The organism is Saccharopolyspora antiqui (assembly GCF_052246905.1).
Lineage (GTDB): Bacteria > Actinomycetota > Actinomycetes > Mycobacteriales > Pseudonocardiaceae > Saccharopolyspora.
Window position 1 is genome coordinate 12,951 of the sequence record NZ_JBQQBO010000041.1, and the last position, 25,248, is coordinate 38,198.

The 25,248-nt window shown below is 69.4% G+C and carries 25 protein-coding genes and 1 riboswitch; of the genes, 13 read left to right on the top strand and 12 right to left on the bottom strand.

Features of this window, described 5'->3' with window-relative positions; genetic code table 11:
* Positions 1 to 84: 84 nt before the first annotated feature.
* From ACTWQN_RS36470 to ACTWQN_RS36485, 4 genes are all read right to left on the bottom strand, one after another.
* Positions 85 to 1,113, bottom strand: a complete 1,029-nt coding sequence (locus ACTWQN_RS36470; RefSeq protein WP_443208235.1) for a cation diffusion facilitator family transporter — start codon at positions 1,111 to 1,113, stop codon at positions 85 to 87.
* 138 nt (positions 1,114 to 1,251) lie between these two features.
* A complete protein-coding gene (locus tag ACTWQN_RS36475; protein ID WP_443208236.1) occupies positions 1,252 to 2,346 on the bottom strand; it encodes a DUF6923 family protein in 1,095 nt (364 codons plus the stop codon).
* 20 nt (positions 2,347 to 2,366) lie between these two features.
* On the bottom strand, positions 2,367 to 3,134 hold the full coding sequence (locus tag ACTWQN_RS36480) for a bestrophin-like domain (RefSeq protein WP_443208237.1): 768 nt from the start codon (positions 3,132 to 3,134) through the stop codon (positions 2,367 to 2,369).
* Positions 3,131 to 3,436, bottom strand: coding sequence for a helix-turn-helix domain-containing protein (locus ACTWQN_RS36485; protein ID WP_443208238.1), 306 nt, complete (start codon positions 3,434 to 3,436; stop codon positions 3,131 to 3,133). The genes ACTWQN_RS36480 and ACTWQN_RS36485 overlap by 4 nt, the downstream gene beginning before the upstream one ends.
* Before the next feature lie 564 nt (positions 3,437 to 4,000).
* On the opposite strand from ACTWQN_RS36485, the gene ACTWQN_RS36490 reads away from it, so the two are divergent.
* The 3 genes from ACTWQN_RS36490 to ACTWQN_RS36500 all read left to right on the top strand — a co-directional run bounded on the left by ACTWQN_RS36490 (position 4,001) and on the right by ACTWQN_RS36500 (position 7,968).
* Entirely contained in the window at positions 4,001 to 5,413 is a 1,413-nt protein-coding gene (locus ACTWQN_RS36490; RefSeq protein WP_443208239.1) for a family 2B encapsulin nanocompartment shell protein, read from the top strand.
* A 42-nt stretch (positions 5,414 to 5,455) separates the two neighbouring features.
* Positions 5,456 to 6,850 (top strand): family 2B encapsulin nanocompartment shell protein, encoded by a 1,395-nt coding sequence (locus ACTWQN_RS36495; protein ID WP_443208240.1) that lies wholly within the window; start codon positions 5,456 to 5,458, stop codon positions 6,848 to 6,850.
* A gap of 74 nt (positions 6,851 to 6,924) precedes the next feature.
* Positions 6,925 to 7,968 (top strand): family 2 encapsulin nanocompartment cargo protein polyprenyl transferase, encoded by a 1,044-nt coding sequence (locus ACTWQN_RS36500; RefSeq protein ID WP_443208241.1) that lies wholly within the window; start codon positions 6,925 to 6,927, stop codon positions 7,966 to 7,968.
* Between the two features lie 107 nt (positions 7,969 to 8,075).
* Here the strand turns inward: ACTWQN_RS36500 and ACTWQN_RS36505 are convergent, their stop codons facing one another.
* Together ACTWQN_RS36505 and ACTWQN_RS36510 are read right to left on the bottom strand one after the other, a co-directional pair.
* On the bottom strand, positions 8,076 to 9,401 hold the full coding sequence (locus ACTWQN_RS36505; protein WP_443208242.1) for a purine-cytosine permease family protein: 1,326 nt from the start codon (positions 9,399 to 9,401) through the stop codon (positions 8,076 to 8,078).
* Positions 9,392 to 9,505: riboswitch (TPP riboswitch) on the bottom strand. (Overlaps the previous gene by 10 nt.)
* A 203-nt stretch (positions 9,506 to 9,708) precedes the next feature.
* Positions 9,709 to 10,512, bottom strand: coding sequence for an SAM-dependent methyltransferase (locus ACTWQN_RS36510; protein WP_443208243.1), 804 nt, complete (start codon positions 10,510 to 10,512; stop codon positions 9,709 to 9,711).
* Between the two features lie 162 nt (positions 10,513 to 10,674).
* Between ACTWQN_RS36510 and ACTWQN_RS36515 the strand changes: the two genes are divergently transcribed.
* Entirely contained in the window at positions 10,675 to 11,058 is a 384-nt protein-coding gene (locus ACTWQN_RS36515; RefSeq protein ID WP_443208244.1) for a VOC family protein, read from the top strand.
* 15 nt (positions 11,059 to 11,073) lie between these two features.
* Here the strand turns inward: ACTWQN_RS36515 and ACTWQN_RS36520 are convergent, their stop codons facing one another.
* Complete coding sequence (locus ACTWQN_RS36520) at positions 11,074 to 12,105, bottom strand: LacI family DNA-binding transcriptional regulator (RefSeq protein WP_443208245.1); 1,032 nt, start codon at positions 12,103 to 12,105, stop codon at positions 11,074 to 11,076.
* 154 nt (positions 12,106 to 12,259) lie between these two features.
* On the opposite strand from ACTWQN_RS36520, the gene ACTWQN_RS36525 reads away from it, so the two are divergent.
* The 7 genes from ACTWQN_RS36525 (at position 12,260) to ACTWQN_RS36555 (ending at position 18,641) form a co-directional block, all read left to right on the top strand.
* Positions 12,260 to 13,021: an SDR family NAD(P)-dependent oxidoreductase gene (locus tag ACTWQN_RS36525; RefSeq protein WP_443208246.1), complete on the top strand. Its 762-nt coding sequence runs from the start codon at positions 12,260 to 12,262 to the stop codon at positions 13,019 to 13,021.
* A 178-nt stretch (positions 13,022 to 13,199) separates the two neighbouring features.
* Positions 13,200 to 14,504, top strand: a complete 1,305-nt coding sequence (gene larA, locus ACTWQN_RS36530) for a nickel-dependent lactate racemase (protein ID WP_443208247.1) — start codon at positions 13,200 to 13,202, stop codon at positions 14,502 to 14,504.
* Positions 14,501 to 15,325, top strand: a complete 825-nt coding sequence (gene larE / locus ACTWQN_RS36535) for an ATP-dependent sacrificial sulfur transferase LarE (RefSeq protein ID WP_443208248.1) — start codon at positions 14,501 to 14,503, stop codon at positions 15,323 to 15,325. The genes larA and larE overlap by 4 nt, the downstream gene beginning before the upstream one ends.
* Complete coding sequence (larB, locus tag ACTWQN_RS36540) at positions 15,322 to 15,990, top strand: nickel pincer cofactor biosynthesis protein LarB (RefSeq protein ID WP_443208249.1); 669 nt, start codon at positions 15,322 to 15,324, stop codon at positions 15,988 to 15,990. Before larE ends, larB begins: the two co-directional genes overlap by 4 nt.
* Positions 15,987 to 17,162 (top strand): nickel pincer cofactor biosynthesis protein LarC, encoded by a 1,176-nt coding sequence (gene larC, locus ACTWQN_RS36545; RefSeq protein ID WP_443208250.1) that lies wholly within the window; start codon positions 15,987 to 15,989, stop codon positions 17,160 to 17,162. Before larB ends, larC begins: the two co-directional genes overlap by 4 nt.
* Positions 17,163 to 17,281: 119 nt before the next feature.
* Complete coding sequence (locus ACTWQN_RS36550; protein WP_443208251.1) at positions 17,282 to 17,647, top strand: YybH family protein; 366 nt, start codon at positions 17,282 to 17,284, stop codon at positions 17,645 to 17,647.
* 97 nt (positions 17,648 to 17,744) lie between these two features.
* A complete protein-coding gene (locus tag ACTWQN_RS36555) occupies positions 17,745 to 18,641 on the top strand; it encodes an SGNH/GDSL hydrolase family protein (protein WP_443208252.1) in 897 nt (298 codons plus the stop codon).
* On the opposite strand, the gene ACTWQN_RS36560 is transcribed toward ACTWQN_RS36555, so the two are convergent.
* The 4 genes from ACTWQN_RS36560 to ligD all read right to left on the bottom strand — a co-directional run bounded on the left by ACTWQN_RS36560 (position 18,609) and on the right by ligD (position 23,101).
* Entirely contained in the window at positions 18,609 to 20,696 is a 2,088-nt protein-coding gene (locus ACTWQN_RS36560) for a xanthine dehydrogenase family protein molybdopterin-binding subunit (RefSeq protein ID WP_443208253.1), read from the bottom strand. The two genes, ACTWQN_RS36555 and ACTWQN_RS36560, sit on opposite strands and share 33 nt — an antisense overlap.
* Complete coding sequence (locus ACTWQN_RS36565) at positions 20,693 to 21,679, bottom strand: FAD binding domain-containing protein (protein WP_443208254.1); 987 nt, start codon at positions 21,677 to 21,679, stop codon at positions 20,693 to 20,695. Before ACTWQN_RS36565 ends, ACTWQN_RS36560 begins: the two co-directional genes overlap by 4 nt.
* The gene (locus tag ACTWQN_RS36570) at positions 21,676 to 22,167 is read right to left on the bottom strand and encodes a (2Fe-2S)-binding protein (RefSeq protein WP_443208255.1); all 492 of its coding nucleotides are present in this window, start codon (positions 22,165 to 22,167) and stop codon (positions 21,676 to 21,678) included. The genes ACTWQN_RS36565 and ACTWQN_RS36570 overlap by 4 nt, the downstream gene beginning before the upstream one ends.
* Before the next feature lie 67 nt (positions 22,168 to 22,234).
* Positions 22,235 to 23,101, bottom strand: coding sequence for a non-homologous end-joining DNA ligase (gene ligD, locus ACTWQN_RS36575; protein ID WP_443208256.1), 867 nt, complete (start codon positions 23,099 to 23,101; stop codon positions 22,235 to 22,237).
* Positions 23,102 to 23,380: 279 nt separating this feature from the next.
* Between ligD and ACTWQN_RS36580 the strand changes: the two genes are divergently transcribed.
* Both ACTWQN_RS36580 and ACTWQN_RS36585 read left to right on the top strand, forming a co-directional pair.
* Positions 23,381 to 23,596 carry a DUF8847 domain-containing protein gene (locus tag ACTWQN_RS36580; protein WP_443208257.1) on the top strand — a complete coding sequence of 72 codons (216 nt, stop codon included), beginning with the start codon at positions 23,381 to 23,383 and terminating at the stop codon, positions 23,594 to 23,596.
* Positions 23,597 to 23,914: 318 nt separating this feature from the next.
* On the top strand, positions 23,915 to 24,715 hold the full coding sequence (locus ACTWQN_RS36585) for an exodeoxyribonuclease III (RefSeq protein ID WP_443208258.1): 801 nt from the start codon (positions 23,915 to 23,917) through the stop codon (positions 24,713 to 24,715).
* Positions 24,716 to 24,720: 5 nt separating this feature from the next.
* On the opposite strand, the gene ACTWQN_RS36590 is transcribed toward ACTWQN_RS36585, so the two are convergent.
* A complete protein-coding gene (locus ACTWQN_RS36590) occupies positions 24,721 to 25,221 on the bottom strand; it encodes an Lrp/AsnC family transcriptional regulator (protein WP_443208259.1) in 501 nt (166 codons plus the stop codon).
* Positions 25,222 to 25,248: the final 27 nt, after the last annotated feature.

Sequence of the window (25,248 nt, forward strand, 5' to 3'; positions counted from 1 at the left end):
TGCGCGGCGGCTCGCACTGTTCGAGTGAAGAGTGAAGGGCACCTTTTACCAATTTACTTGGCGAAAGGTGCCCTTCACCTCGTTCTAACGATGGTGTGCAAGGAGTTCGTGGTGGGTTCGGGTCAGTGGGGTTAGGGGGTGGGTGTGGATGGTTGCGGCCCCGAGGTGTGGAACGGTGTGGCAGAGGCGGTGTTCGGCTTGGTGCGCGATGCGGTGGGCGTCGGCGAGGCTGAGGTCCGGGGCGACCTCCAGTTCGGCTTCGGCGTGCAGGGCGTGTCCGATCCAGCGCATCCGCAGGCCACTCACTCCGCGCACGCCCGGCGTCGCGGACAACGCCAGCTCCGCACGACCGACCAACTCCGGGTCGACCGCGTCGAGCACCCGGGCAAGCACCTCCTTCGCCGAGCCCCACAGCACCGCGACGATCGCCGCGGTGATCAGCAAACCGACCAGCGGATCGGCCCACCACCAGCCCAATGCGGCACCACCTGCTGAACCCAGGACCGCGAGGCTGGTGAATCCGTCGGTGCGCGCGTGCCGTCCGTCGGCGACCAGGGCGGCCGATCCGATCTCCCGGCCGATGCGGATGCGGTAGCGGGCGACCAGTTCGTTGCCGACGAAGCCCAGCAACCCGGCCGCCGCGACCCACCCGAGGTGCTCGACGCGCTGCGGCGCGACCAGCCGGTTGGCCGCCTCCCAACCGGCCATCGCGGCCGAGGCGGCGATCACCGCGAGGATGACCAGCCCGGCGAGGTCTTCGGCGCGGCCGAGGCCGTAGGTGAAACGGCGGGTCGCCGCGCGCCTGGCGAGCAGGAACGCGACCGCCAGAGGTACCGCGGTCAGCGCGTCGGCGAAGTTGTGCAGGGTGTCGCCGAGCAGCGCCACAGACCCGGTGAACACCACCAGAACGGCCTGGCCCAGCGCGGTGATCAGCAGCGCCGCGAAGGAGATCCACAACGCCCGCATGCCTTTCCGGCTGGATTCCAGCGCACCGTCGACGACGTCATTGGCGTCGTGGCCGTGCGGCGTCACCGCATGTTTCAGCCGCGCCCAGGTGCCACCGTGGCCGTGTCCATGTCCGTGCTGGGGGGTTGAGCTTCCGGGACGACGCACCGGGCCTCCTCTGATTCGGCAACCGGAACACCTCGAACAATAGGCTGCGAGCCTGGTCCGCGACAACGCTGCTACTGCCGAGAAATGGCAAGAAATGCCCACTTGCGACAAGCTAGAAATCCACAGTGGACTTCCGGATCAATGCCGGAGGGCTCGTACTGCGGCGCTGCCTCCGATCACCAGCAGCAGTGCTGCCAGGGCCCAGCGGCGCTTGTCCTCGGTGTCGTGGCCCGAGTCCTCTGATCCCGGCTCCTGGGTCGGTGGGATGTAGTCGTCGTGTTCCGGGGGCCGTGTTGTCGGCGGGGCGATCGAGGTCGTCGGGCTCGGGCTGGTGGTGGTCGGCGGCGTTGGACTGCTGGTGAGCGGCGGTGGGGTCAGCGTTGTGGTGGGCGCGGTGGTCGTTGGCGGTGGGGGTGCGGTGCTCGTCGGCGGTGAGGGCGGGATGGTCTGCCGCAGGCAACCGGCGGCATCCGAACTCGACATCCGCGCAAAGGTGGCCAGCTTCGCCGCCGAACCGTCACGACCCACCCGGTACAGCTCGCCGCTCTTGTTGGCGGTCACGTACAGCGCCCGATCCGGTCCGATCACCACCGATCCGTAGCCGCTCGGCGGCAGACCCGGCACGTCCACCAGCTTCTCGACCCGGCCGCTGCGCCGGTCGATCCGGACGACAGCCGCGGTCTGGTGGATCGACGAGACCCCGTACAGCTCGCCGTCGATCGGGTCCACGTCGAAGTCCGCGAACGACGACCGCCCGTGCCCAGGATGCAGCTGGACCATCGAAACCACGCTGAGGTATCCCCGACTGGCCGCATCGATGTCCACTTCGTACAGATATCCCTTCTCCGCGACATACCAACGGTTTCCAACGATGGCACCGGCAGCAGGTGCGGTGAGCGGATGCCACGGGGTGTCCGGGCGACCGGCCCGCACCGGCCCGAGGTCGCGTGCCCGGCCGGTCAGGTCGAAGGTCACCACGTGGCCACCGTCCGGGAACGGCCCGGACCGGCCGCGCTCGGCGATGCCGTACACCAGGCCCTGCGAACCCGCGTAGCCGAGCGCGTTGAGCCGGTAGTCCAACTCGCCCAGCGCGGTGCTTTCCGCAGCGGGCAGAACCACCCGGTACAGCGCGGAAGTCGACGCGGGACCGGTGTTGCGGACCTGCAGCGCCGTGCACGTCGGGACGGCCTGGGCGGCGACCACCCAGGCCGCCGAGGCCACCAGCACCAACACGGCCGCGATCCGCCACCACCTCAATGTCGGCCCAGCCGCTCAAGGGCCCAGTGGAACGCCTCCGGACTGATCCGCGAGCCACCGCTGAACGGGTTCTGCAGCTGGAAGATCGCGAACAGCAGCAGCGCGAGCGCAGCGGCCAATGTGGACACCAAGACGATGTGCGGGAACAACCTGGTGCCACCGAACAAGTTCGGCAGCAGCACGCACACCAAGCTGCCCACGATCAGCACGAACCACACCACGGCCACCACGTCGCGGTCGAACGCCCTGTTCAGCCGCTCGTGCCGCTCCTGGTAGACCCGGCCGAGCTGGGTGGCCGCCTCGGTCTTGCGGTCCTCCAGGAACTCACCCTCGGCCGGGGCCCGCAGCGCCGCGGCACGCACCTGGTCCAGCTGCGCCCAACCCGGTCCGGTCACCTTGCCGCCCCGCTGCATGATCGGCCATTCCTGGTCGATGACCGTGCGCAGGTACCGCGCACTGGTATCGCGCACCTCTGAACCGGCCGCGGGTGACAGCGCATCCACCGCCCAGGCAACCGAAACCAGGCTCTGCGCCTCCCGGTAGACGCCCTCCCGCGCGTCGCTGACGGTGTCGAACAACGTCACCAACACGAAGGCGAGCACCACCGCCTGCAGCCCGCTGACGATGGTGAACACCTGACCGGCCGCGTCGTTGTTGCTCGGCCGTCCCTCGTCCTGCCCCAGGCGGCGCACCAGGTAGCCGATCAGCGCGGCCCCCACCGATGCGCTCAACACCCATAACAGTCCGTTCAGGTAGATGCTCACTCCGCGCCGCCAGCGGCGGATTCACCGTGCACGCCGATCCGGGACGGCTCGGCCGCCAGCAGTTCCCCGACCTCGCAACCGAGCACCGCGCAGATGACGTCGAGGTCGTCGAGCTTCAGGCTGGCCGGGGTTTTCGACCACAGCCCGGACATCTTCCCGGCTGAGATCACCAAACCCTGCTCGGCCAGCCGACGCTGCAGTTCGGTGGCCTTCCAGATGCCGCGTTGCGCCGCGACCAGCCGCAGGTTCCACTTCACGACGACATCGCCCTCCGACCGCTGCTCACCGACCGGACGCCGCATTCGCACACGTTCCCCCGCCTCCCAAACTCAAGTCGTGGGCGTAGATCTCACCCTGTCGACACGATTTCAAAATTCCCGAACAATCAGCGGGAAGAACTGGAACTCAACTGACTCCCGAACAGTACCGCGCGCTCATCGAAGCACGGATAACCCGATTTGTGGAATCCTAGATCACCGCCTTCATCGCCCGGCCGGAGCAACCCACTCGGGGAATGTTCCGAACCACCAACTTTAGTTTGGTACAAGCGGTATCAGCATCGGTCGAATATTGACACGAGCCGCCAATGCTGATTACGCAGCGTTTCGCACAAGCGGCATTTCAGGTGATCTCAACGGCCTACCAGGTTATCGGTCTTGACCGATACAAGCTGCACTTTTGGGTGACTGTACGGCCGAGATCGACGATGCTAACGTCGCCGTCGGTAGGGAAAAGGGCGTCGCAGAACCGGCGCTGGCGATCATTCGCATTCCGACATCGGCAATTCTTCGACAATCACGATTCGACTTTTTCCGCCGAGCTCCGTGAACCAAGATGCGCGAACCAAGATGATTGGTGGTATTGGCGTGACTGCGACGGAACCGATCAACACCGACGAAGCCGAGTCGCCGCAACTGAGCCTCAACACCGCGGCGGCGCGGAACCTGGCCACCACGACCAAATCCGCCCCGCAGATGCAGGGCATCACTTCGCGCTGGCTGTTGCGCATGCTGCCGTGGGTGCAGGCCAACGGCGGCACGTATCGGGTCAACCGACGGCTTAGCTACGCCCTCGGCGACGGCCGGGTCACCTTCACCAACACCGGCGCCAACGTGCGGATCGTCCCGCAGGAACTGCGCGAACTCCCGCTGCTGCAAGGATTCGACGACGACGCCGCGCTTCGCGCGTTGGCCGACCGGTTCGTGCAGCAGGAATTCACCCCGGGCCAGGTGATCGCCACTGCGGGGCAGCCAGCGGACCAGCTGATCCTGATCGCGCACGGCAAGGTCAACAAGATCGGCACCGGCGAGTACGGCGACGAAACGGTGCTGCGCGTGCTGGCCGACGGCGAGTACTTCGGCGCGCAGGTCCTCACCGGCGAGTCCGCGACCTGGGACACGACCTTCCGGGCGGTCACGCCGTGCACCGTGCTCACCTTGCGGCAGCAGAGCTTCCAGGAGATGAACGGCCAGTCCGAACCGCTGCGCGAGCATCTGCGACAGGTGCTGTCGGGCCCGTCGCGTCCGCACAACCCGCACGGCGAGGCGGACATCGAGATCGCCTCCGGGCACGAAGGCGAGCCAGCACTTTCGGGGACCTATGTGGACTACGAACTCGCGCCCCGCGAGTACGAACTCAGCGTGGCGCAAACCGTCCTCCAGGTGCACACCCGGGTCGCCGACCTCTACAACCAACCGATGAACCAGACCGAGCAGCAGTTGCGGCTGACCATCGAGGCACTGCGCGAACGCCAAGAGCACGAGCTGATCAACAACCGCGACTTCGGCTTGCTGCACAACGCCGACCTGCGGCAGCGCATCCACACCCGCACCGGCCCACCCACCCCCGACGACCTCGACGAACTGCTGACGCTGGTGTGGAAGGAACCGGGATATTTCCTGGCCCACCCGCGCACCATCGCGGCGTTCGGGCAGGAGTGCAGCCGTCGCGGCGTCTACCCGCAGAGCGTCGACCTGCTCGGCCACCAGGTACCGGCCTGGCGCGGCGTGCCGATCCTGCCGTGCAACAAGCTGCACGTCAGCAAGACCCGCACCAGCTCCATCCTGCTGATGCGCGTCGGCGAGCAGAACCAGGGCGTCATCGGCCTGCACCAGACCGGCATTCCCGACGAGTACCGGCCCGGCCTTTCGGTGCGGTTCATGGGAATCAACGAGCAGGCGGTCATCTCCTACCTCGTCAGCGCCTACTACTCGGCCGCCGTCCTGGTGCCCGACGCGATCGGGGTGCTCGAACACGTCGAACTCGGTCGGGATAGCTGACCCCCCGAGTTCCGCCCCGACGCACCTCAGGGAGTAGTCATCGTGACTGTCACAGAGCCGGATCTCGGCGTCCCGGCACAGACCGCACTGAGCACCTCGGCAGCGCGGAATCTGTCGACGACGACCAAGTCCGAGCCGCAGATGCAGGGCACCAGTTCGCGCTGGCTACTGCGCATGCTGCCGTGGGTGGACCTCTCGGCGGGAACCTACCGGGTCAACCGCCGGTTGGCCTTCGCCATCGGAGACGGGCGGATCACCTTCACCAACACCGGTGCCCAGGTGCGGGTGGTCCCGCAGGAACTGCGCGAAATCCCCCTGCTGCGCGGATTGGACGACGACGCGGCGCTGATCGCGTTGGCCGACCGGTTCGTGCAGCAGGAATTCGAGGCAGGTCAGGTGATCGCGACCGCCGGACGGCCCGTAGGCCAGCTGGTGCTCATCGCGCACGGCAAGGTGTCCCGCATCGGCACCGGTGAATACGGCGATGACGCGGTGCTCGGTGTGCTCGCCGACGGCGAGTTCTTCGGCGGGCAGGTGCTGACCACCGATCAGTCCACATGGGACAGCAGCTTCATGGCCAGCACGCCGTGCACCGCGCTGACGCTCAGCCGCCAGGCATTGCTGGAGGTGAACAACCAGTTCGAGCGGCTGCGAACGCACATTGCGGCGATCCACGCCAGTTCCGCACCCCCGCGGAACAAGCATGGCGAAGCCGACATCGATATCGTCTCCGGGCACTCCGGAGAACCGAAGCTGGCCGGGACCTATGTGGACTACGAACTCGCGCCCCGCGAGTACGAACTCAGCGTGGCGCAAACCGTCCTCCAGGTGCACACCCGGGTCGCCGACCTCTACAACCAACCGATGAACCAGACCGAGCAGCAGTTGCGGCTGACCATCGAGGCACTGCGCGAACGCCAAGAGCACGAGCTGATCAACAACCGCGACTTCGGCTTGCTGCACAACGCCGACCTGCGGCAGCGCATCCACACCCGCACCGGCCCACCCACCCCCGACGACCTCGACGAACTGCTTTCCAGGCGCCGCAAAACGCGGTTCTTCCTGGCCCACCCGAAGACCATCGCTGCCTTCGGTAGGGAGTGCAACCGCCGCGGCATCTACCCGCAGACCACGCAGGTGCAGGGCCGCCACGTGCACGCCTGGCGGGGCGTACCGGTGCTGCCCAGCGACAAGATCCCGATCAGCGCAACCGGCACCAGTTCGATCCTGGCGATGCGCACCGGCGAGGAAGACCACGGCGTCATCGGGTTGCGGCAAACCGGCATCCCGGACGAGCACCGCCCCGGGCTCAGCGTCCAGTTCACCGGCATCAGCGAACAAGCGGTGATCTCGTACCTGGTCAGCGCCTACTTCTCCGCCGCAGTCCTGGTACCGGACGCGCTCGGTGTCCTCGAACACGTCGAAATCGCCCGCTGACACCGCGTCCCCAATCGGCGCCCAGCCGCACAACACGACCTGTGAAGAAATTCGCCTGTTCGAAGGGAAATCGGATGGCCACCATTCAGCACGACGCCAACAAGGCGGGCACGGCCTACGAGGCGTTGACACGTAGCCGCGCGATGGTCGAGCCCGCCTTGCGGGCCGCGGTCGACCGGTTGCCCACCCGCATGCAGCAGATCACCGGCTACCACTTCGGGTGGTGGGACGAGCGCGGCAACCCGGTCCGCGCCGACCGCGGCAAGGCGCTGCGACCCGCGATGGTGCTGCTCGCCGCCACCTCCGTCGGCGGTGATGCCGCCTCGGCGGTGCCCGCCGCCGTCGCGGTGGAGCTGGTGCACAACTTCTCGCTGCTGCACGACGACGTGCTGGACGGCGACGTCACCCGGCGCCATCGACCCACCGCGTGGACGGTGTTCGGCAGCGGTTCGGCGATCCTCGCCGGGGATGCGCTGCTGGCGCTGGCCGCCGACGTGTTGGGCGGATGTCGGCATCCCGAGGCCGCCAACGCGGTGCGGACGTTGAGCACCGCCGTGCTGAACCTGATCAACGGGCAGATCGCGGACCTCGACTTCGAGGAACGCCGGGACGTCGATCTGGCGGAATGCCAACGCATGGCCCGCGACAAGACCGGGGCGCTGCTGGGCTGCGCGTGTGCGCTGGGCGCGTTGTTCGGCGGCGGCAAGGGCACGCAGATCACCCGGCTGCGCAGCTTCGGCGAGCGGCTGGGGCTGGCCTTCCAGCACGTCGACGATCTGCTGGGCATCTGGGGCGATCCGGCGATCACCGGCAAACCGGTGTTCTCCGACCTGCGCACCCGCAAGAAGACCCTGCCGGTGGTTTCCGCGCTGACCTCCGGCATGCCCGCCGGTCAGCGGCTGGCCGCCCTCTACCTCCGCGACCAGCCGCTGTCCGGCAGCGAACTGGCCCAATGCGCCGAGCTGATCGCCCTGGCCGGTGGCCGCACCTGGAGCCAGAACCAAGCCGACGAACTACTCGCCGCGGCCCTCAGCGACCTCCGCCGCTGCGACCCCAGCCCACGAGCAGCCGAAGAACTGAGCGCCCTGGCCCAACTGGTAACCCACCGCGACCACTAACCCCATTCCACCCATCCCGAGCGACGACTAGCGCCCGGCTCTCGTTCGAGTGAGGGGTGAAGGGCACCTTTGACCGGCTTAGTCGGTCGAAGGTGCCCTTCACTCGGTTATGGCTTGTGGGTGCGGCGGGTGGCTGTGCCGATTATCGCGGCTGCTATTGCTGCGGTTAGGAATGATGCGAGGGAGGCGCTGAGCCAGGTTGGTGGGGTGAAGGTGAGGAGGGCTTGGAGGTTGGTCCAGAGGTCCGTCCACCAGCCGAGTTCGCCGGGGTTGATCAGCTGGAACACCACGAAACCCAGCAGCCAGGCCACCAGCATCCCCCACCGGGACGGGGCGTGCGCGGACAGGTCCCAGCTCTGGCGGCGGCCGGGCAGGAAGTAATCCACCGCCAGCACCCCGAACAGCGGCACGAAAACCGATCCGATCAGCAGCAGGAAGTTCGAGAACTGGGCGATGTCCAGGGTCAGCGCCAACAACGTCGTCACCACACCGACGGCCACGCTCAGCACCCGACGATCCGTGCTGGGCCGCAGGTTCTGGATCGACACCGCCGTCGAGTAGGTGTCGGCGAAGGACTGGTCCACCTCGCGCAACACCAGGATCCCGAAGAAGATCACCCCGAGCGGCACCGCGAGCAGCGGATCGAACGCCTTGTCCGCATCGCCGCCGACCAACGCCAACCCGAGCAACCCCAACAGGTAGCAAGCGATCTGGGTGACCGAATAACCCACCGTGGCAGCGGTGAACGCGCCAGCCGCGGACTTCGAGTGCCGCGAGTAGTCCGAGGCGACCGGGATCCAGGACACCGCGACCGCCAGCGCGGCGTCCGCACCGGGCCAAAACCCTTGCCAGGAACCATTGTTCAGCTCCGGCAGCGGGTGGCGCAGCAGTTGGACGAAGAAGTACACCATCGCGATCGCCACCGCGATGCTCACGTAGCGGCGCAACAACCGCAGCGCACCGAGCGGGCGCAGCGTGAGCGCGGTGGTCAGCACCCCGGCCACCAGCACGTACAGCCACTGCGGACCGCCGCCGAACAACGCCGCCGTACCCTGCGCGATCACCAGCAGCTCGAAGGTGCCCCAACCGACCAGCTGCAGGATGTTCAGCACGGTCGGCAGGTACGACAGCTTGGTGCCGAAAAGCCCGCGCAGCAACATCATCGACGGCGCCCCGGTGCGCGCACCGGGAATCGCCGCGATGCCGACCATGACGCTGCCCAGCACGGTCCCGACCACGCACGCCACCACCGCGGCGAGGAACGACAACTGCGGCACACCGCTGGGGGCGAGCACGGCCAGCGCGCCGCTGAAACCGAGCAGGCTGACCCCGAGGTTGCCCCAGAACGCGCCCTGGTCGAGCACACCGAGCGTCTTGGGTGCGGGTTCGTCGAGAGTGTGCGGAACTTCGGAACGATCGACATCAAGGGCCATCAACAGCTCCCTACGCCGGAATTACCCGGACAGGTTCAGCGGTCGGTGGCGCGTGTGGTGCCACCCTCTCAGCCCGGTGCGCCCGAGCTCCCGCGTGGATAGTTCGGCGACACCCTACCCCGCCGAATCCGGCGATGTCAGACCGGTCCGGGGAAATCGTCTCCGACAGCGGAAATCACGAAGACCGGCCGCGCAGATCGTCAAGACGTTCACCTTGGCGCGCACCAGGATCGCGGAGCCCTGGTCGCCCAGTGGATCCCGGGCCGCGTCGACTTCAGGAGTGGCCGCACCGGGTCAACTGCAACTCTCAGCTCTTGCGGCCGACGGCTCCGTACAGCCAGCCGGTGGCTTCCGGTCCCGGGTCGATCGGGTCGGGCTGCCAGCCGTCGATGGTGACCAGACCTGGGTCGACGAGGTCGAAGCCGTCGAAGAAGCGGCCGATCTCGGTGTGGTCGCGGAAGTAGATGGGGGTCGGGGTGGCCGCGTAGACCGACTCGATCTGAGCGACCGCGTCCGGTGATTTGTCATCCGTGGTGACGTGGGTGGCCGCGATGTGACTGCCGGAAGCCAGGACGGCGCGCAACTGGCCCATGACCGCGGGACGTTCCTCGACCGTCAGGAAGTGCACCATGGCGATCATGAGCACGGCGACGGGTTCGTCGAAGTCGATCAGCCTGGCCGTCTCGGGATGTTCGAGCACTTCGGCTGGGCGGTGCATGTCGGCGGTGACCACGGTGGTGTTGTCGTCGGAGGCCAGCAGGGCGCGACCGTGCGCGAGAACGATCGGGTCGTTGTCGACGTAGACCACGCGGGCATCCGGGTTGATCTCCTGCGCGATCTCGTGCGTGTTGCCGACGGTGGGCAGACCCGAGCCGATGTCGATGAACTGCTTGACCCCTTGGCGGGCCATGTACCGCACCGCGCGCCGCAGGAACGCCCGGTTCTCCTGGGCGAGCTGGCGGATTTCCGGCATGGCCTGGGCCACCCGCTCGACGGCGTCGCGGTCGACCTGGTAATTGTCCTTGCCGCCCAGGTAGTAGTCGTACATCCGCGCGACGCTGGGCCTGTTCATGTCGATCGACGACAAACCGGAATCGTCCTGCCGTTCCATGACAGCGCCTCCATCCGTTTCCTGATGATCACCTTAGTGGCAATCCCGTTGCTTCGGGGAGACGGATCCCGCAGCGCCGAGCACGACAGCCATTGACTTCGACCTAGGTATAGCTCCTAGCCTCGACACGTCGCGGAAACGACGAGGAAAGCGAGCGAGATCATGGCTGTTCAGCTGAACCACACGATCGTCGCAGTCACCGACAAGGTCGCCTCCGCCAGGTTCCTGGCCGACCTGCTGGGGCTGCCCGAGCCGGAGCCCTTCGGCCCGTTCATCTGCGTGCAGACCAGCAACGACGTCACCCTGGACTACCTGGAGACCGACGGCGAGATCACTTCGCAGCACTACGCGTTCCTGGTCAGCGAGGCGGAGTTCGACGAGATCTTCGGGCGGATCAAGGCGCAGGGGCTGGCGCACTGGGCCGACCCGGCGCACCGGGAACCGGGGCAGATCAACACCCGTGACGGCGGGCGCGGCGTCTACTTCGACGACCCCAACGGCCACATCCTGGAGATCCTCACCCGACCCTACGGCAGCGGCCAATGACCGGGTTTCTCCTGGTCAGACGCGTACATCTGGCACACGGCTGAAGCACACCGAGCGGCGTCCGACGACTTGCGGCGTCGCGGGCACCAACACGTCGTGCGGCGCTTCGCCGCGCAGCTGCGCCAGCAGCGCTCCGACGGCCGCCTGGCCCAGGTCCTGCACCGGCATCGCCACCGTGGTCAGCGGTGGCTCCAGGTAGTCGGCGAAGGGCAGGTCGTCGTAGCTGATCACCGACACGTCCTCGGGGATGCGCCGCCCGCTCTGCCGGATCGCGTGCACGACCCCGACGGCCTGGCTGAACATGCTGACGTAGATGGCCGTCAGCTCCGGGTGCTCGGCGAGCAGCCGAATGGCGGCCGCCGCCCCACCCGCCCCGGTGAACTCACCGCGCGACATCGACCCCACCAGTTCGTGCGCCCGCATTTCCTGGTGGAAGCCCCGTTCCCGGCCCTGCGACGGCTCGATCTCGGCAGGTCCGGCCACGTGGCCGATGGCCCGATGGCCGTGCGCGAGCAGATGCCGCACGGCCGCCGCGCTGGCCTGCGCGCCGTCCATCAGCACGTTGCGCCCGGAGCCCGGCACGCCACGGTTGACGAACACGTGCGGCACGTCGGCCAGCGTCGGTTCGGCCAGCAACGGGTGATCTGGGCGCGCCGAGGCGATCAGCAGCCCGTCGACCCGACCGGCCGCGACCAGCTCGGTGATCGATTCGTCGGCTTCGGTCCCCTCGGCGTCCTCGGTGACCAGCACGACGTACCCGGCCAGCCGGGCGCACCGGTAGGCGCCGCGCAGGATCCGCGCGTAGACCGGGTTCGTCAGGTCCGGGATCAGCATCGCGATGGCCCGCGCGCTGGAACCGGCCAGGGCGCGGGCGCCCGCATGCGCGCGGTAACCGAGCTCCGCGGCGGCGGCCAACACGCGCCGCCGGGTCTCCGGCCGCGCCGACAGCGTCGGATCGTCGTTGAGCACCCGGGAGACGACCGACTTGGTCACCCCGGCCCGCTCGGCGACGTCGACCAGCCGGGCCCGTCCCTGCCGATTCGTCACGCCGCCGACCATAGCAGCGGAAAACCGGTCTCCTGTTGGTCAGACCTTGACATCGCGGGTCCTGGGCGGCATAGGCTGCGGCAGCGAAAACCGGTTTTCTCCGCACCATCGAAACGGCGCATCCACACTGGACAACTCGGGAGGACCCCGCACGATGAACGAGGTTCGCACGGCGATCGTCACCGGTGCCGGTTCCGGCATCGGCTACGCCACCGCGGTCAAGCTCGCCACCTCCGGCTACCGGATCGTGGCCGTGGACATCGCCGCCGAAGGCACCGAGCGCGCCGCGACGGCGGTGGCCGAAGCGGGATCCGAGGCGCTGCCGGTCGCGTTGGACGTGCGCGACGCCGCGGCCTTCGAAGCCGCGGTGCGGCGCGCCGAGCAGCACTTCGGCGCCGCCCCGAAACTGCTGGCCAACATCGCCGGGGTCGGCGTCGCGGCGACGCTCACCGAGACCAGCCGCGAGGATTGGGACACCGTCCTCGGCATCAACCTGACCGCGTTGTTCGAGACCTGCCGGATCGTGCTGCCCCGGATGCTGGCGACGGGTGGCGGCTGCATCGTCAACGTCGCCTCGGTGGCGGGCGTGGTCGGGGTCCGCAACCGGGCCGCCTACTGCGCGTCCAAGGCCGGGGTGATCGGGCTCACCCGCTCCATCGCGGTCGACTACGCGCACCAGGGCGTCCGTGCCAACGCGATCTGCCCCGGCACGGTGGCCAGCGAATGGATCGGCAAGATCCTGGCCGATGCGCCCGATCCGGAGGCCGCGCGGCAGGCGATGGAGCAACGCCAGCTCGACGGCCGGATGGGCAGCCCCGAAGAGGTCGCGGCGGGCATCGCGTTCCTCGCCGGGGACGAGGCGAGGTTCGTCAATGGCAGCGCCTTCGTCATGGACGGTGGCATGACCGCCATCTGAGGCGCTGCGTGGCGATTTCGCCCGCCGTCCACTGCCGCACGGACCAGCGCCGGGGCGGTGGAGGGGATGGGATCCCGGGACGAATCCGGTTAGAGTCTGGTCAGACCACCTGCCCGGACTGTTATGCAGAGGAACGCAATGCAACTCGTGAGGTCTTCCCGTCGGCGGGCGGCCGGTCGTGGCTGACTCGGTGCAGGTGCGCTTGGCCTACGGCCGGACCGGTCTGGACGTCGAACTGCCGCGCGAGCAGACCACGGTCGTCGAGCCGCAGTTCCGGCCCGGCGCCGCCGACCAGCGCGCCATGCTGCGCAAGGCCCTGCGGAACCCGGTAGCGGGACCGCCGCTGCGGGATCGGGTGCGGCCGGGCCAGACGGTGGCGGTGTCGCTGTGCGACAGCACCCGGCCACAGCCCCGGCACCTGATGATCCCGGCGCTGCTCGACGAGTTGGACGGCATCATCCGGATCGCGGACGTGGTGCTGCTGGTGGCCACCGGGACGCACCGCGCCAACACCGACGACGAGCTGCGCGAGATGCTCGGCGACGAGGTCGTGGACGCGGTGCGGGTGGTCAACCACGACGCACGCGACGCGGATTCGCTGGTGTGGCGCGGGAAGTACGGCAACGACGTGCCGGTGTGGCTGAACCGGGAGTGGGTGGCGGCCGACGTCCGGATCACCACCGGGTTCGTCGAACCGCACTTCTTCGCCGGGTTCAGCGGCGGCCCCAAGCTGGTGGCCCCGGGCCTGGCGGGCCTGGACACCGTGCTGACCCTGCACGACGCGGCGCGCATCGCGCACCCGAACGCCACCTGGGGCGTCATCGACGGCAACCCGGTGCACGACGACGTGCGCGCCATCGCGGCGGGCACCGGGGTGGACTTCGCCTTCGACGTGATCCTCAACCGCGAGCACCAGATCATCGAGGCGTTCGCCGGTGATCTGCTGCCGATGCACCGGGCGGCCTGCGCGGCGGCCGAGCGGCTGGCGATGCGGCCGGTCCCGGCGCCGTTCGACGTGGTGGTGACGACCAACTCCGGGTATCCGCTGGACCAGAACCTGTACCAGGCGGTCAAGGGGATGTCGGCGGCGGCGAAGGTCGTCAAGCCGGGCGGGCTGATCATCTGCGCCGCCGAGTGCCGGGACGGCTTCCCCGACCACGGCTCGTTCCGCGAGGTGCTGGCCTCGTCCGCGTCGCCGCAGGGGCTGCTGGCCGACATCGAGGCCCGTGAGCACACCGTGCCCGACCAGTGGCAGGTGCAGATCCAGGCGAAGATCCAGAGCAAGGCGCGGGTGGCGGTGCGCAGCGACTACCTGTCGCGCGACGAGCTGCGGTCGGCGCACCTGGCGCACTGCGCCGATGTCGAGCAGGCCGTGCTGGACGAACTCGCCGTGGTCGGACCGGCGGCGCGGGTCTGCGTGCTGCCGGAGGGACCGCAGACGATCCCGTACCTGGCAGGCACCGGAGAGGAGTTGGCCCCGTGAGCGTCCCCGAACTCGATCGGCTCCGACAGCGGCTCGGCGCGGAGGAAGCGCTGGTGGTGGCGTTCTCCGGTGGGGTTGATTCGGCGCTGCTGGCAGTGGTGGCGCACGAGGTGCTCGGCTCGCGAATGCTCGCGGCCACCGCCGTCTCGCCCAGCCTCGCGGCCGAGGAGCGCAAGCAGGCCAAGGCCTTCGCCCGCCGCCACGGCTTCGCGCACGTCGAGGTCTGCACCGACGAGGCGGAGCGGCCGGAGTACGCCGCCAACGACGGAAACCGTTGCTACCACTGCAAGTCAGCCCTGTTCGACGCCCTCGAACCGCTGGCCGCGACGATGGGTGCGCGCATCGCGCTGGGCACCAACCTGGACGACCTCGGCGATCATCGCCCGGGCCAGCAGGCCGCCGCGCAGCGCGGCGCCATCGCGCCGATGGTGGATGCCGAGCTGAGCAAGCACGCCGTCCGGCGGGCCAGCCAGCAGCTCGGTCTGTCCACTGCGGACAAACCGGCCGCGGCTTGCTTGGCGTCGCGCGTCGCCTACGGCGATCCGGTGACGCCGGAAGTGCTCGGCCGCATCGAGCGCGCCGAGGCGGCGGTGCACGGCCTGGGGTTCGAGGTCTGCCGGGTGCGGGTGCACGGCCAGGGCACCGTGGCCCGCCTGGAGGTACCGGCCGCCGACATCGACCGCGCCGCGGCGCTGCACGGCGAGTTGGACCGCGTGGTGCGCGGCGCCGGTTTCGAGTTCTGCGCGCTCGACCTGGCTGGATTCCAAAGTGGACGGATGAACGTGTTGTTGCCGCTGCTGCCGACCCGGACCGCGTCATGACCGGTTTCACCGACCTCGGCTACGCGCGGGTGGACACCGATCGGGAATCCCGGCAAGGACTTCCCGAGGTGGTCTACGCGCCCGGCAAGCAACCGGCGGAGATCTCCGGCATCGTCACCGAACTCCTCAGCCGGAGCGCCGGACCGGTGCTGGTGACCCGCGTCGAAGCCGATGTCGCCGCCGCGGTCGAGGTATCCGGCGGGACCTACCACGAAACCGCGCGACTGCTGGTTTGGCGCCCAGCTCCGCCCGGCTCGCTGCGGGTCTGCATCACCACGGCGGGCACCTCGGACTGGCCGGTGGCCGCCGAGGCCGAGGCGGTGGCGACCGCGATCGGGCTGTCCGTCGAGGTGGTCCGCGATGTCGGGGTCGCCGGTATCCACCGGTTGCTGGCGGTGCGCGACGTGCTCGACCGGGCCGACGCGGTGATCGTGGTGGCGGGCATGGAAGGCGCGCTGGCCAGCGCCGTCGGCGGCCTGGTGGCCTGCCCGGTGATCGCGGTGCCCACCTCCACCGGCTACGGCGCCGCGCTGGAGGGCGTGACGGCGCTGCTGGCCATGCTGACCTCCTGCGCGGCGGGGGTCACCGTGGTCAACATCGATTCCGGTTTCTCCGCCGCGATGGCCGCGCACCGGCTGGCGCATGCGGTGACGAGGTCTCGATGATCCTCTGGCTCAACCCGGTCACCGGTGTTTCCGGCGACATGCTGCTCGGCGCGCTGCTCGGCCTCGGCGCACCGCTGGAGCAGGTGCGCGCGGCCGTCGAGTCGACCGGGCTGGCGGGCTGGCGGCTGTCCGCGGAGGCCGTGCAGGTGGACGGCATCGCGGCGACCAAGGCCGTGGTCGACGTCGAGGACACCAGCACCGAGCGCCACGCCTCGGAACTCATCGCGCGCGTCCAGGGGGCCCAGCCCGAGCCGGTGGCGGAACTGGCCACCGCGGCCATCAGGGCGATCGCCGAGGTGGAAGGCGCCCTGCACGGCCAGCACCCGGATGACGTGCACCTGCACGAGATCGGCGGGCTCGACACCGTCGTGGACACCGTCGGAGTGGCCGCCGCGCTGCACGCGTTGGGCGTCACCGCGGTGCATTCCGCGCCGCTGGCGCTGGGCAGCGGAACGGTGCGGTGCAGCCACGGCGTGCTGCCAGCGCCCGCCCCGGCGACGCTGAAGCTGCTGCGCGGCGCGGCCGTCGTCGGCACCGACCTACCGGGCGAGACGGTGACGCCCACCGGCGCCGCCCTGCTGCGCGCGATCGGGACCCGGTTCACCCCTCCCCCGGCGATGACCGTGCGGGACACCGCCTACGGCGCCGGTACGCGCCGCTTTCCCCAGCGCCCCAACGTGCTTTCGGCGACGCTCGGTGTCCCGCTGGGCGCCGAAGGGGTCGAGCCGATGGTCGTGCTGGAGTGCAATGTGGACGATGTCACCGGCGAGGTGCTGGGCCACCTGATCGACCGCGCCCTGGAGGCCGGTGCGGCGGATGCCTGGACGACACCGGCGACGATGAAGAAGTCCCGCCCGGCCCACGTGCTGCACGTCTTGTGCCGACCGGAGCAGCAGGCGGAGCTGACCGAACTGGTCCTCTCCGAGACGGGCAGCCTCGGCATCCGCCACCACGCGGTGGACCGCCTCGCCCTGCCCCGCCACACCACCACGGTCACCGTCGAAGGCCACGAAATCCGCCTGAAGCACGGCCCCTGGCACACCAAGCCGGAACACGAAGACGTCGCAGCCGCCGCGAAATCCCTCGGCCGCCCACTGCGCACGGTAGCCGCCCAAGCCCTAGCCGCAGCCCCACCCGAACAAGGGTCCCTTCGGTTGAATTTTCCCGAGTGAAGGGCACCTTTGACCGGCATAGTCGGTCGAAGGTGCCCTTCACTGCTCACCCGAAGGGAGATATCGCCGCGCGCGAGGGTTGGGGGTGGCAGACTCTTCAGGGCATGGAGCGGGAGCGAGTGCATGCGTGGGTTGCGGCGTATGAGCGGGCGTGGCGGACTCCTGGTACCGACGTCCTCGCCGAGATCTTCACCTCCGATGCGACGTACCAGCAGGCGCCTTATCGGGCGCCCGTCACCGGTTTGGCCGCGATCGCGCGGATGTGGGAGGCCGAACGCAGCGGGCCGGACGAGGCGTTCCAACTGACCAGCCGCCTGGTGGCCGTCGACGGCGACACCGCGGTCGTGCGGGTGGAAGTCTGGTACGGCGGCCAGGTTCCCCAGGAGTACCGGGACCTGTGGATCTTGCGGTTCGCCGCGGACGGGAAGTGCCGGGGATTCGAGGAATGGCCCTTCTGGCCGGACAAGTCCTACCGCCCCGACTAACTCTGATGGCCCAACACCGCCGATTCTTCGCCCAGCGGTCGCCAGCTGGTCACCGCCGCCTTACCACCGCAGGACGAATGCCCATCACGATGATCGCGTGCAGGACGCGATCACGGCGGACTGGATCGGTCCGCGAAAAGTACGCACCCTCGCGGTCCTCGGCGACTCGGTCGCCGTGGGCATCGGTGACCCGGTGGCCGGTGGTCGGTGGCGCGGATTCGCGCCGCTGCTGGCCGATGCGGTCGGAGCTGCGCGCCTGGCGAACCTGGCGACGAGCGGAGCGCGCGTGGCGGGCGTGCACGACGCCCAGCTCCCGGTCGCGTTGCGCACCGCGCCGGATGCCGCCGTGCTGATGGTCGGGATGAACGACACGATGCGGTCCGACTTCGACGCGACCCTGTTGCGGCAGCAGCTGAGCGCCGTCGTGCGCGCCCTCACCGCCGCTGGCGCGGTCGTCGTGACGATCCGGTACCACGACCACGGCCGCGTTTTCCGGCTGCCCGGACCGCTGCGGCAGGTGCTGGCCAGGCGGATCGGCGAGCTCAACCGGATCTTGGACGCGGTCGCCGAGGAACACGCGGTCGGTGTGGTGGATCTGGATCGAATGCCGGGCGCCTACCGGCCGGAGACGTGGAGCGTCGACCGGTTGCACCCGTCCGAGCTCGGACACCGGCTGCTGGCCTCGGCCTTCGCCGACCGGCTGCGGGCAGCCGGGCTGGCGGTGCCGGGCGAGGTCTCGTTGGAGACCTCCGGAGGCGTGCGCGCGAGCCGTTTCGACCACCTGGGCTGGCTGGTCACCAAGGGACTTCCGTGGCTGTTCGGCCGCGGCCACGACCTCGCCCGGTACGCCCTGGCGACGCTGGTGCAGGAGGCGCTGCGGCGGCGACGCGGGCGTGCCCGCTCCGGCGCGGCCGTCGCGCACCGCGCGCTGGATTTCCGGCGGGTCCCCGGTTCCGGGCCGTCAGGTCAAGAACTTGTCCAGCGTGATGGGTAGGTCTCGGACTCGGATTCCGGTGGCGTGATAGGCGGCGTTGGCGATCGCGGCTGCTGTGCCCACGATGCCGAGCTCGCCGATTCCCTTGGCGCCCATCGGGTTCACGTACGGATCGGACTCCTCGATCCAGTCCACCTCGATGCTGCCGATGTCGGCGTTGGTCGGGATGTGGTACTCGGCGAAGTCGTGGTTGACCACGTGTCCGAACCGGGGGTCGACGACGCTGTGCTCGTGCAGCGCCATCGACAGCCCCATCGTCATGCCGCCCAGCAGCTGGGACCGACCGGTCTTGGCGTTGATCATCCGGCCGACCGCGAAGATCCCCAGCAGCCGTGGCACCCGCACCTCCCCGGTGTCGGTGCGCACCCGGACCTCGGCGAACTGCGCGCCGAAGCTGTGCATCGCCAGCTGCCCGGTGTAGGGGTTGTCCGGAATCGCCCCTGTGACCTCCAGGCCTTCGTCGGGGATCGGTTCGCCGTTGGGCAGCTGAGCGCGCAGTCGGCGGGCGGCGTCCACGATCGCCGAACCCCAGCACATGATCCCGGTCGAGCCGCCCGCGCCGGAGGCGTACGGCAGATCGGTGTCACCGATGCTCAACATCACGTCGTCCATCTCGACGTCCAGCGCATCGGCGGCGATCTGGGTCAGCGCGGTCCACGCCCCGGTGCCGAGGTCGGCGGCGCCGATGAGCACCCGGTAGCGGCCGTCCGGTCGGGCCTGGATGGTGGCCCGCGAGCCGGGCATGGTGAACACCGGATACGTCGAGGCGGCCACCCCGGTGCCCACCAGCCAGGGTCCGTCCCGGCGGGCGCGCGGCGTCGGATCCCGCTCCCACCAACCGAACCGGGCGGCGCCTTCGCGCAGGCAGGCGACGAGGTTGCGGCTGGAGAACGGCCGACCGGTCTCGGGGTCGGTGTCCGGCTCGTTGCGGATGCGGAATTCGACGGGATCCAGCCCGCAGGCGATGGCCATCTCATCCATGGCCGCTTCCAGGCCGAACATGCCCGGCGCCTCGCCGGGCGCGCGCATCCAGGTCGGTACCGGGACGTCGAGTTCGACCAGCCGGTGGGTGGTGCGGCGGTTCGGCGCGGCGTACATGACGCGGGTCGGCACCGCGGTCTGCTCGGCGAACTCCTTGATCCGGGAGGTCTGCTCCACCACGTCGTGGCTGATCGCGGTCAACTTCCCGGCGGAATCGCTGCCGAGGCGGATGCGCTGGATGGTACCGGTGCGGTAGCCGACGACCGAGAACATCTGCTGCCGGGTCAGCACGACCTTCACCGGGCGCGGCGCGACCAGCTGCGCGGCCATCGCGGCCAGCACCACGTGCGCGTGCGGCAGCCCTTTCGCGCCGAAGCCGCCGCCGACGTGCGGGCAGACCACGTGCACCCGGTGCGGATCCATGCCGAAGACCGCCGCGATGGCGTCGCGCACCCAGTGCACGCCCTGCGTGGCGTCGTAGAGGGTGAGCTCGCCGTCGGAGAAGATGGCGATGGTGGCGTGCGGCTCCAGCGGGTTGTTGTGCTCCTGCGGTGTGGTGTAGGTGGCGTCCAGCCGCACCGGTGCGGCGGCCCACGCGCCGTCGACGTCGCCGGCGGCGGTGTCGGTCTGGAACCCGCCGTTGAGCTCCCCCGGTTTGACCAGGTCCGGGCGGGCCGGGTGCAGCGCGACATCGTGGGCGCGCTGTTCGTAGCTCAGCCGCACCAGGCTCGCCGCGCGCCGGGCGACCTCGGCGCTGTCGGCCAGCACGCCGCCGATGAGCTGTCCCCGGAACGCGACCTCGGGCGACTGCAGGATGGCCAGCTCGGCGTCCTGGTCGGTGGCCAGCCGGGGCGCGTTCTCGTGGGTCAGCACGCCCACCACACCCGGTTCGGTGCGCACCTCGGCGGTGTCGATGCCGGTGATCCGGCCCAGCGCGATGTCGGCTTGCAGCGGGAACACGTACACCGGCCGGTCGAACTGGTGCTCGGCGGCGTACCGCGCGGCGCCACGCACCTTCTCGGCGCCGTCGATGCGGTCGATGGGTGCGCCGATCAGGCTGGTCGTGGTGGTCATCGCGACACCCCCAGCAGCTCCGCGAGGATGCCGACGATCATGTTGCGCACCAACGGGATCTTGAACTCGTTGCCGGGCAGCGGTCGGGCGTCGGCGAGTTCGGCGTCGGCCGCCTCGCGGAAGGCCGCGGTGCAGGCGCTGACCCCGCGCAGCGCGGCCTCGGCCCGCGTCGCGCGCCACGGCTTGTGCGCGACACCGCCCAACGCCAACCGCACGTCGCGGATGGTGTCGTCCGGGGCGTCGAGCACCGCGGCCACCGACACCAGCGCGAAGGCGTACGAAGCGCGGTCCCGGGCCTTGCGGTAGCGGGAATGCGCGGCGTATTCCAGCAGCGGGACGTCGATCGAGGTGATCAGTTCACCGTGCTCCAGGATCGTGTCCCGCTCCGGCTCGTCGCCGGGCAGCCGGTGCAGCTCCACCAGCGGAATGGTCCGCTCGCCGTGCGGGCCCCGGGTGTTGACGACCGCATCGAGCGCGACCAGCGCCACCGCCATGTCGGAGGCGTGCGTGGCGATGCACGATTCGGAGGCACCGAGTATCGCGTGCTCGCGGTGGAAGCCTTCCCGCGCCGAGCACCCGGTGCCCGGCTCGCGCTTGTTGCACGGCGTGGTGATGTCCTGGAAGTACACGCACCTGGTGCGCTGCAACAGGTTCCCGCCGGTGGTGGCCAGGTTGCGCAGCTGTCCCGATGCGCCCGCCAGCACCGCCTGCGACAGCACCGGGAACCGGTCGCGGATCATCGGGTCGGCCGCCAGGGTGCTGTTGGTGACCGAGGCGCCGATGCGCACGAAGCCCGGGTGCGCCTCGATGCGATCGGAGGTCAGCCGCCGGACGTCCACCAGCACGTCCGGTACTTCGACCTCCAGTTTCATCAGGTCCACCAGATTGGTGCCACCAGCCAGGAACGCGGCGTTGGGTGCTTCGGTGAGCGTGCTGACGGCGGCGTCCACGTCGGCGACGTGCTGGTACCGGAACGGTTTCATGGCTGCGCCACCTCCACGATCGCCGGAACGATGTTGGCGTAGGCGCCGCAGCGGCACAGGTTTCCGCTCATCCGCTCGCGGATCTCGTCGTCGAGTCCGGCCTCTTCGGCAGTGACCGCGCTCGGTTCGCCGTCGCGCATTTCGCACAGCGCGCCCACTGCCGAAACCACCTGGCCAGGCGTGCAATATCCGCATTGGAACGCGTCGTGCTCGATGAACGCCCGTTGCAGCGGGTGCAGGTCGCCGTCGGCCAGGCCGTCGGCGGTGCGGATGTCGGCACCGTCGTAGGCCACCGCCAACATCAGGCAGCTGTTGACCCGGCGACCGTCCAGCAGCACGGTGCACGCGCCGCACTGGCCGTGGTCGCAGCCCTTCTTCGGACTGGTGATCCCCAGCCGCTCGCGAAGCGCGTCGAGCACGGTGGTCCGGGTGTCCACGGTGAGATCGTGCTTCGCACCGTCGACGATGAGGGTGATTTCGGCTTCCACGGTCCCCTCCCCTCGCGCTTTTAACCAGGCGTACCCGGGCGGGGGCCGCGTCACGCACGCCGGAGGGTCACCGTCCGCCGTCCAGGCCCGCCCACGGGTCGTCCTTCTGCGCCAGTCGCCGCGCCATGTTCGCCAGCCCGTAGGACCGCGGCGTCACGCGGGTGAGTTCGTCGAGGTCGAGCGGGGTCGCGGCGGGGGCACCCGGACGCGCTCGCAGCGAGTACGGCGCGATCATCGTCTGTCCGTAGGCGTTGCGGTTGGTGTCCAGGAAGATCCGGTTGCCGCGCTTGGCCTTGCGCTGTTCGACGGTGAGCCGTTCCGGCTCGTCGCGCACCGCCTGCTCGGCGAGTTCCCGGACGGCGGCCCGGACCTCGTCGAAGCCCCGCTCGGCGCGCAATGGCGCGGCGATGTGGAAGCCGCGCCCGCCGGTGGCCTGCACGTGCGGTGCCAACCCGGCGTCCCGGAACCGCTCGCACATCCGCACCACCAGCGCGCGGAGTTCGGCCAGTTCGACCTCGTCCGGCGGATCCAGGTCCAGCACCGCCAGCACCGGCCGCTCCAGGTCATCCACTGTGGACAAACCGAGGTGGAACTCCAGGCACGCGAGGTTGGCCAGGTACACCAGGGTCGCCGCGTCGTCGACGACGGCGTGGTGCACCACTCCCGGCGAGCCGCGCTGCGGCACGGTCGCCACCCGCACCCAGTCCGGGAAGTGGTCGGATGCCTCCTTCTGGAAGAACCCGCCGGATTCGATGCCGTCGGGAAACCGGCGCAGCGTCAACGGTTTGCCGCGGGTGTGCGGGATCATGACGGCTGCCACGGATCGGAAGTAGTCGACCACGTCCCGCTTCCGGTAGCCGTCTTCGGGGTAGAACACCTTGTCCGGGTTGGACAGTTCGATCTGCCGTCCCCCGACCTCCAGCTGTGCGGCCATCCGGCATCACCGCGGCTCATTGGTCCGACCGGTGGGCACCGACTCCGATCGCGGGCGGTATGCCACCGACTTGGCGTTGCGCATGCGGTGGGCCTACCCGGACCCAGCGCGCGTTAATCGGACAGCCGTTCACCTGGCGGATCGGCCGCGCTGCGACGCGGTATCGCGGGGTGGCGCATTGGAACTATCGGGTGAAGTTCGGAACGACTGGCGGTCTAATTTGGTCCCATGGGGCAAGAAAGCGACTGGTGGTGCCGCTCGACCGCAAGGAGATCAGCTATGGAGCAGCACGTGTACGCCGAACTGGTCGGCGGCCCGGAGGACGGCCGATCGTTCATCATCCCGGTGCCGGAGACCGACTTACCGATCGGCCAGTTCAGCTTCCCGTCGCCGCGCGACGGCTCGGCGCCCTTCGCCCGCTACGACCGGCACGACCGCCGCGCGGACGGCGTCTGGCGCTACCAGTACGCGGGCGAACAACCCGTGCACCGCTGACCTGACTGATCAACACCACCAGCCTCGCAACGGCCACCCGGGCGCCGGTGGCCACCGTGGTCGCACCTCTCGGCCCGCAGCTGTCCGGCCAGCACCGGTCCGGCCCGTGCCTCGGCGAGTAATTGGCCTGGTAGTCGAACACCGGAACGATTGCCAGCCAGGAGGAACCGTCCCGCACCGCGCGGATCGCCAAGACGATCATGACACCCCATCTTGGGCGCCTACCGCCACGTCCTGCTGCCGCGCGCCCGTCTGGCTGCCCCGCTGAGCCGCCGGGGCGCCGGATCGGTTGACGGGGGTGTGTGACAGGGTTCGGCCATGCGGATCGGTTCCTGGAACGTCAACTCCGTGGGTGCTCGGTTGCCGAAGCTGCTCGACTGGCTGGGCACGGCCGAACCGGACGTGCTGTGTATCCAGGAACTCAAATGCGCCGCCGACGCCTTCCCGGTCGACGAGGTCGGCGAACTCGGCTACGAGGTCGCCGCGCACGGCACCGGGCGTTGGAACGGGGTGGCCGTGCTGTCCAAGGTCGGCATCGACGAGGTCCACCGCGGGCTGGTCGACGAGCCCGGCTACCAGGCCGACGGCGCGATGTTCGAGACGCAGGAACCCCGGGCGATCGGCGCGACCTGCGGCGGCGTCCGGTTTTGGTCGGTCTACGTGCCCAACGGTCGCGAAGTCGGCCATCCGCACTACGCCTACAAGCTCCGGTGGCTCGACGCGCTGCGCGCCACCGTCGCCGAGGAGTTGGCCGCGGCCCGGCCGCTCGCGGTGCTCGGCGATTTCAACATCGCCCCGACCGACGCGGACGTCTGGGACATCGCGGCGTTCGCCGACAGCACGCACGTCACCGAGGACGAGCGGAAGGCGCTCGCGGCTCTCGCGGAGAGCGGACTCACCGAGGTCTACCCGCGTGCCCTGAAGTACGACGTGCCGTTCACCTACTGGGACTACCGGGCGCTGCGCTTCCCGAACAACCAGGGCATGCGCATCGATCTGGTCTACGGCAACGAGCGGTTCACCAGTGCGGTCACCGACTCGTACGTCGACCGCGAGGCCCGCAAGGGCAAGGGCACCTCGGACCACGCACCCGTGGTCGTGGATCTGGATCTGCCGTAGCGCGATCACCGGTGTTCCGGTTCGAATTCGTCGAAGATCAGCCAGGTGTGGCAGGTGCGGACTCCCGGTAGCGACTGGATGTGGTCGAAGACCAGGCTGCGCAGCGCCAGGTTGTCCGCGGTGCGAACCCGGATCACGATGTCGAACTCGCCCGCGACCAGCGCCACGTGCTCGACGTGATCGATGTCCGCCAGCCGTCGGGACACCTCCCGCCAGGTGTCCTGCTCGATGGACAGGCCGATGAGCGCCGCCGTGCCCAGCCCCACCTTCGCGGGCTCCACCCGCGCGTGGAAACCGGTGATCACCCCGCTCGCCAGCAGTCGCTCCACCCTGCTGTGCGCATTGGTCCGGGAGATGTTCACCTGTTCCGCCAGGGTGCGGATGGACATCCGCCCGTCCCGGCCGAGCTCGTCGACGATCCGCGCGTCGATGTCGTCGAGGGCCGGGGCCGATCGTCCGGCCGGACCGTGCCGAGATGTCGTCTTGGTGGACGTTCGGTCGCTCATCGTCAACCCCTGATGCCGATCGTTCCG

Excerpts from the sequence above, each read along its gene's own strand:
- ACTWQN_RS36590 (WP_443208259.1), bottom strand. The coding sequence starts at position 25,221 with ATGAGCGACCGAACGTCCACCAAGACGACATCTCGGCACGGTCCGGCC.
- ACTWQN_RS36565 (WP_443208254.1), bottom strand. The coding sequence starts at position 21,679 with ATGAAACCGTTCCGGTACCAGCACGTCGCCGACGTGGACGCCGCCGTC.
- ligD (WP_443208256.1), bottom strand. The coding sequence starts at position 23,101 with ATGGCCGCACAGCTGGAGGTCGGGGGACGGCAGATCGAACTGTCCAAC.
- ACTWQN_RS36525 (WP_443208246.1), top strand. The coding sequence starts at position 12,260 with ATGAACGAGGTTCGCACGGCGATCGTCACCGGTGCCGGTTCCGGCATC.
- ACTWQN_RS36510 (WP_443208243.1), bottom strand. The coding sequence starts at position 10,512 with ATGGAACGGCAGGACGATTCCGGTTTGTCGTCGATCGACATGAACAGG.
- ACTWQN_RS36500 (WP_443208241.1), top strand. The coding sequence starts at position 6,925 with ATGGCCACCATTCAGCACGACGCCAACAAGGCGGGCACGGCCTACGAG.
- ACTWQN_RS36585 (WP_443208258.1), top strand. The coding sequence starts at position 23,915 with ATGCGGATCGGTTCCTGGAACGTCAACTCCGTGGGTGCTCGGTTGCCG.
- ACTWQN_RS36580 (WP_443208257.1), top strand. The coding sequence starts at position 23,381 with ATGGAGCAGCACGTGTACGCCGAACTGGTCGGCGGCCCGGAGGACGGC.
- ACTWQN_RS36560 (WP_443208253.1), bottom strand. The coding sequence starts at position 20,696 with ATGACCACCACGACCAGCCTGATCGGCGCACCCATCGACCGCATCGAC.
- ACTWQN_RS36485 (WP_443208238.1), bottom strand. The coding sequence starts at position 3,436 with ATGCGGCGTCCGGTCGGTGAGCAGCGGTCGGAGGGCGATGTCGTCGTG.
- ACTWQN_RS36515 (WP_443208244.1), top strand. The coding sequence starts at position 10,675 with ATGGCTGTTCAGCTGAACCACACGATCGTCGCAGTCACCGACAAGGTC.
- ACTWQN_RS36505 (WP_443208242.1), bottom strand. The coding sequence starts at position 9,401 with ATGGCCCTTGATGTCGATCGTTCCGAAGTTCCGCACACTCTCGACGAA.
- larB (WP_443208249.1), top strand. The coding sequence starts at position 15,322 with ATGACCGGTTTCACCGACCTCGGCTACGCGCGGGTGGACACCGATCGG.
- larC (WP_443208250.1), top strand. The coding sequence starts at position 15,987 with ATGATCCTCTGGCTCAACCCGGTCACCGGTGTTTCCGGCGACATGCTG.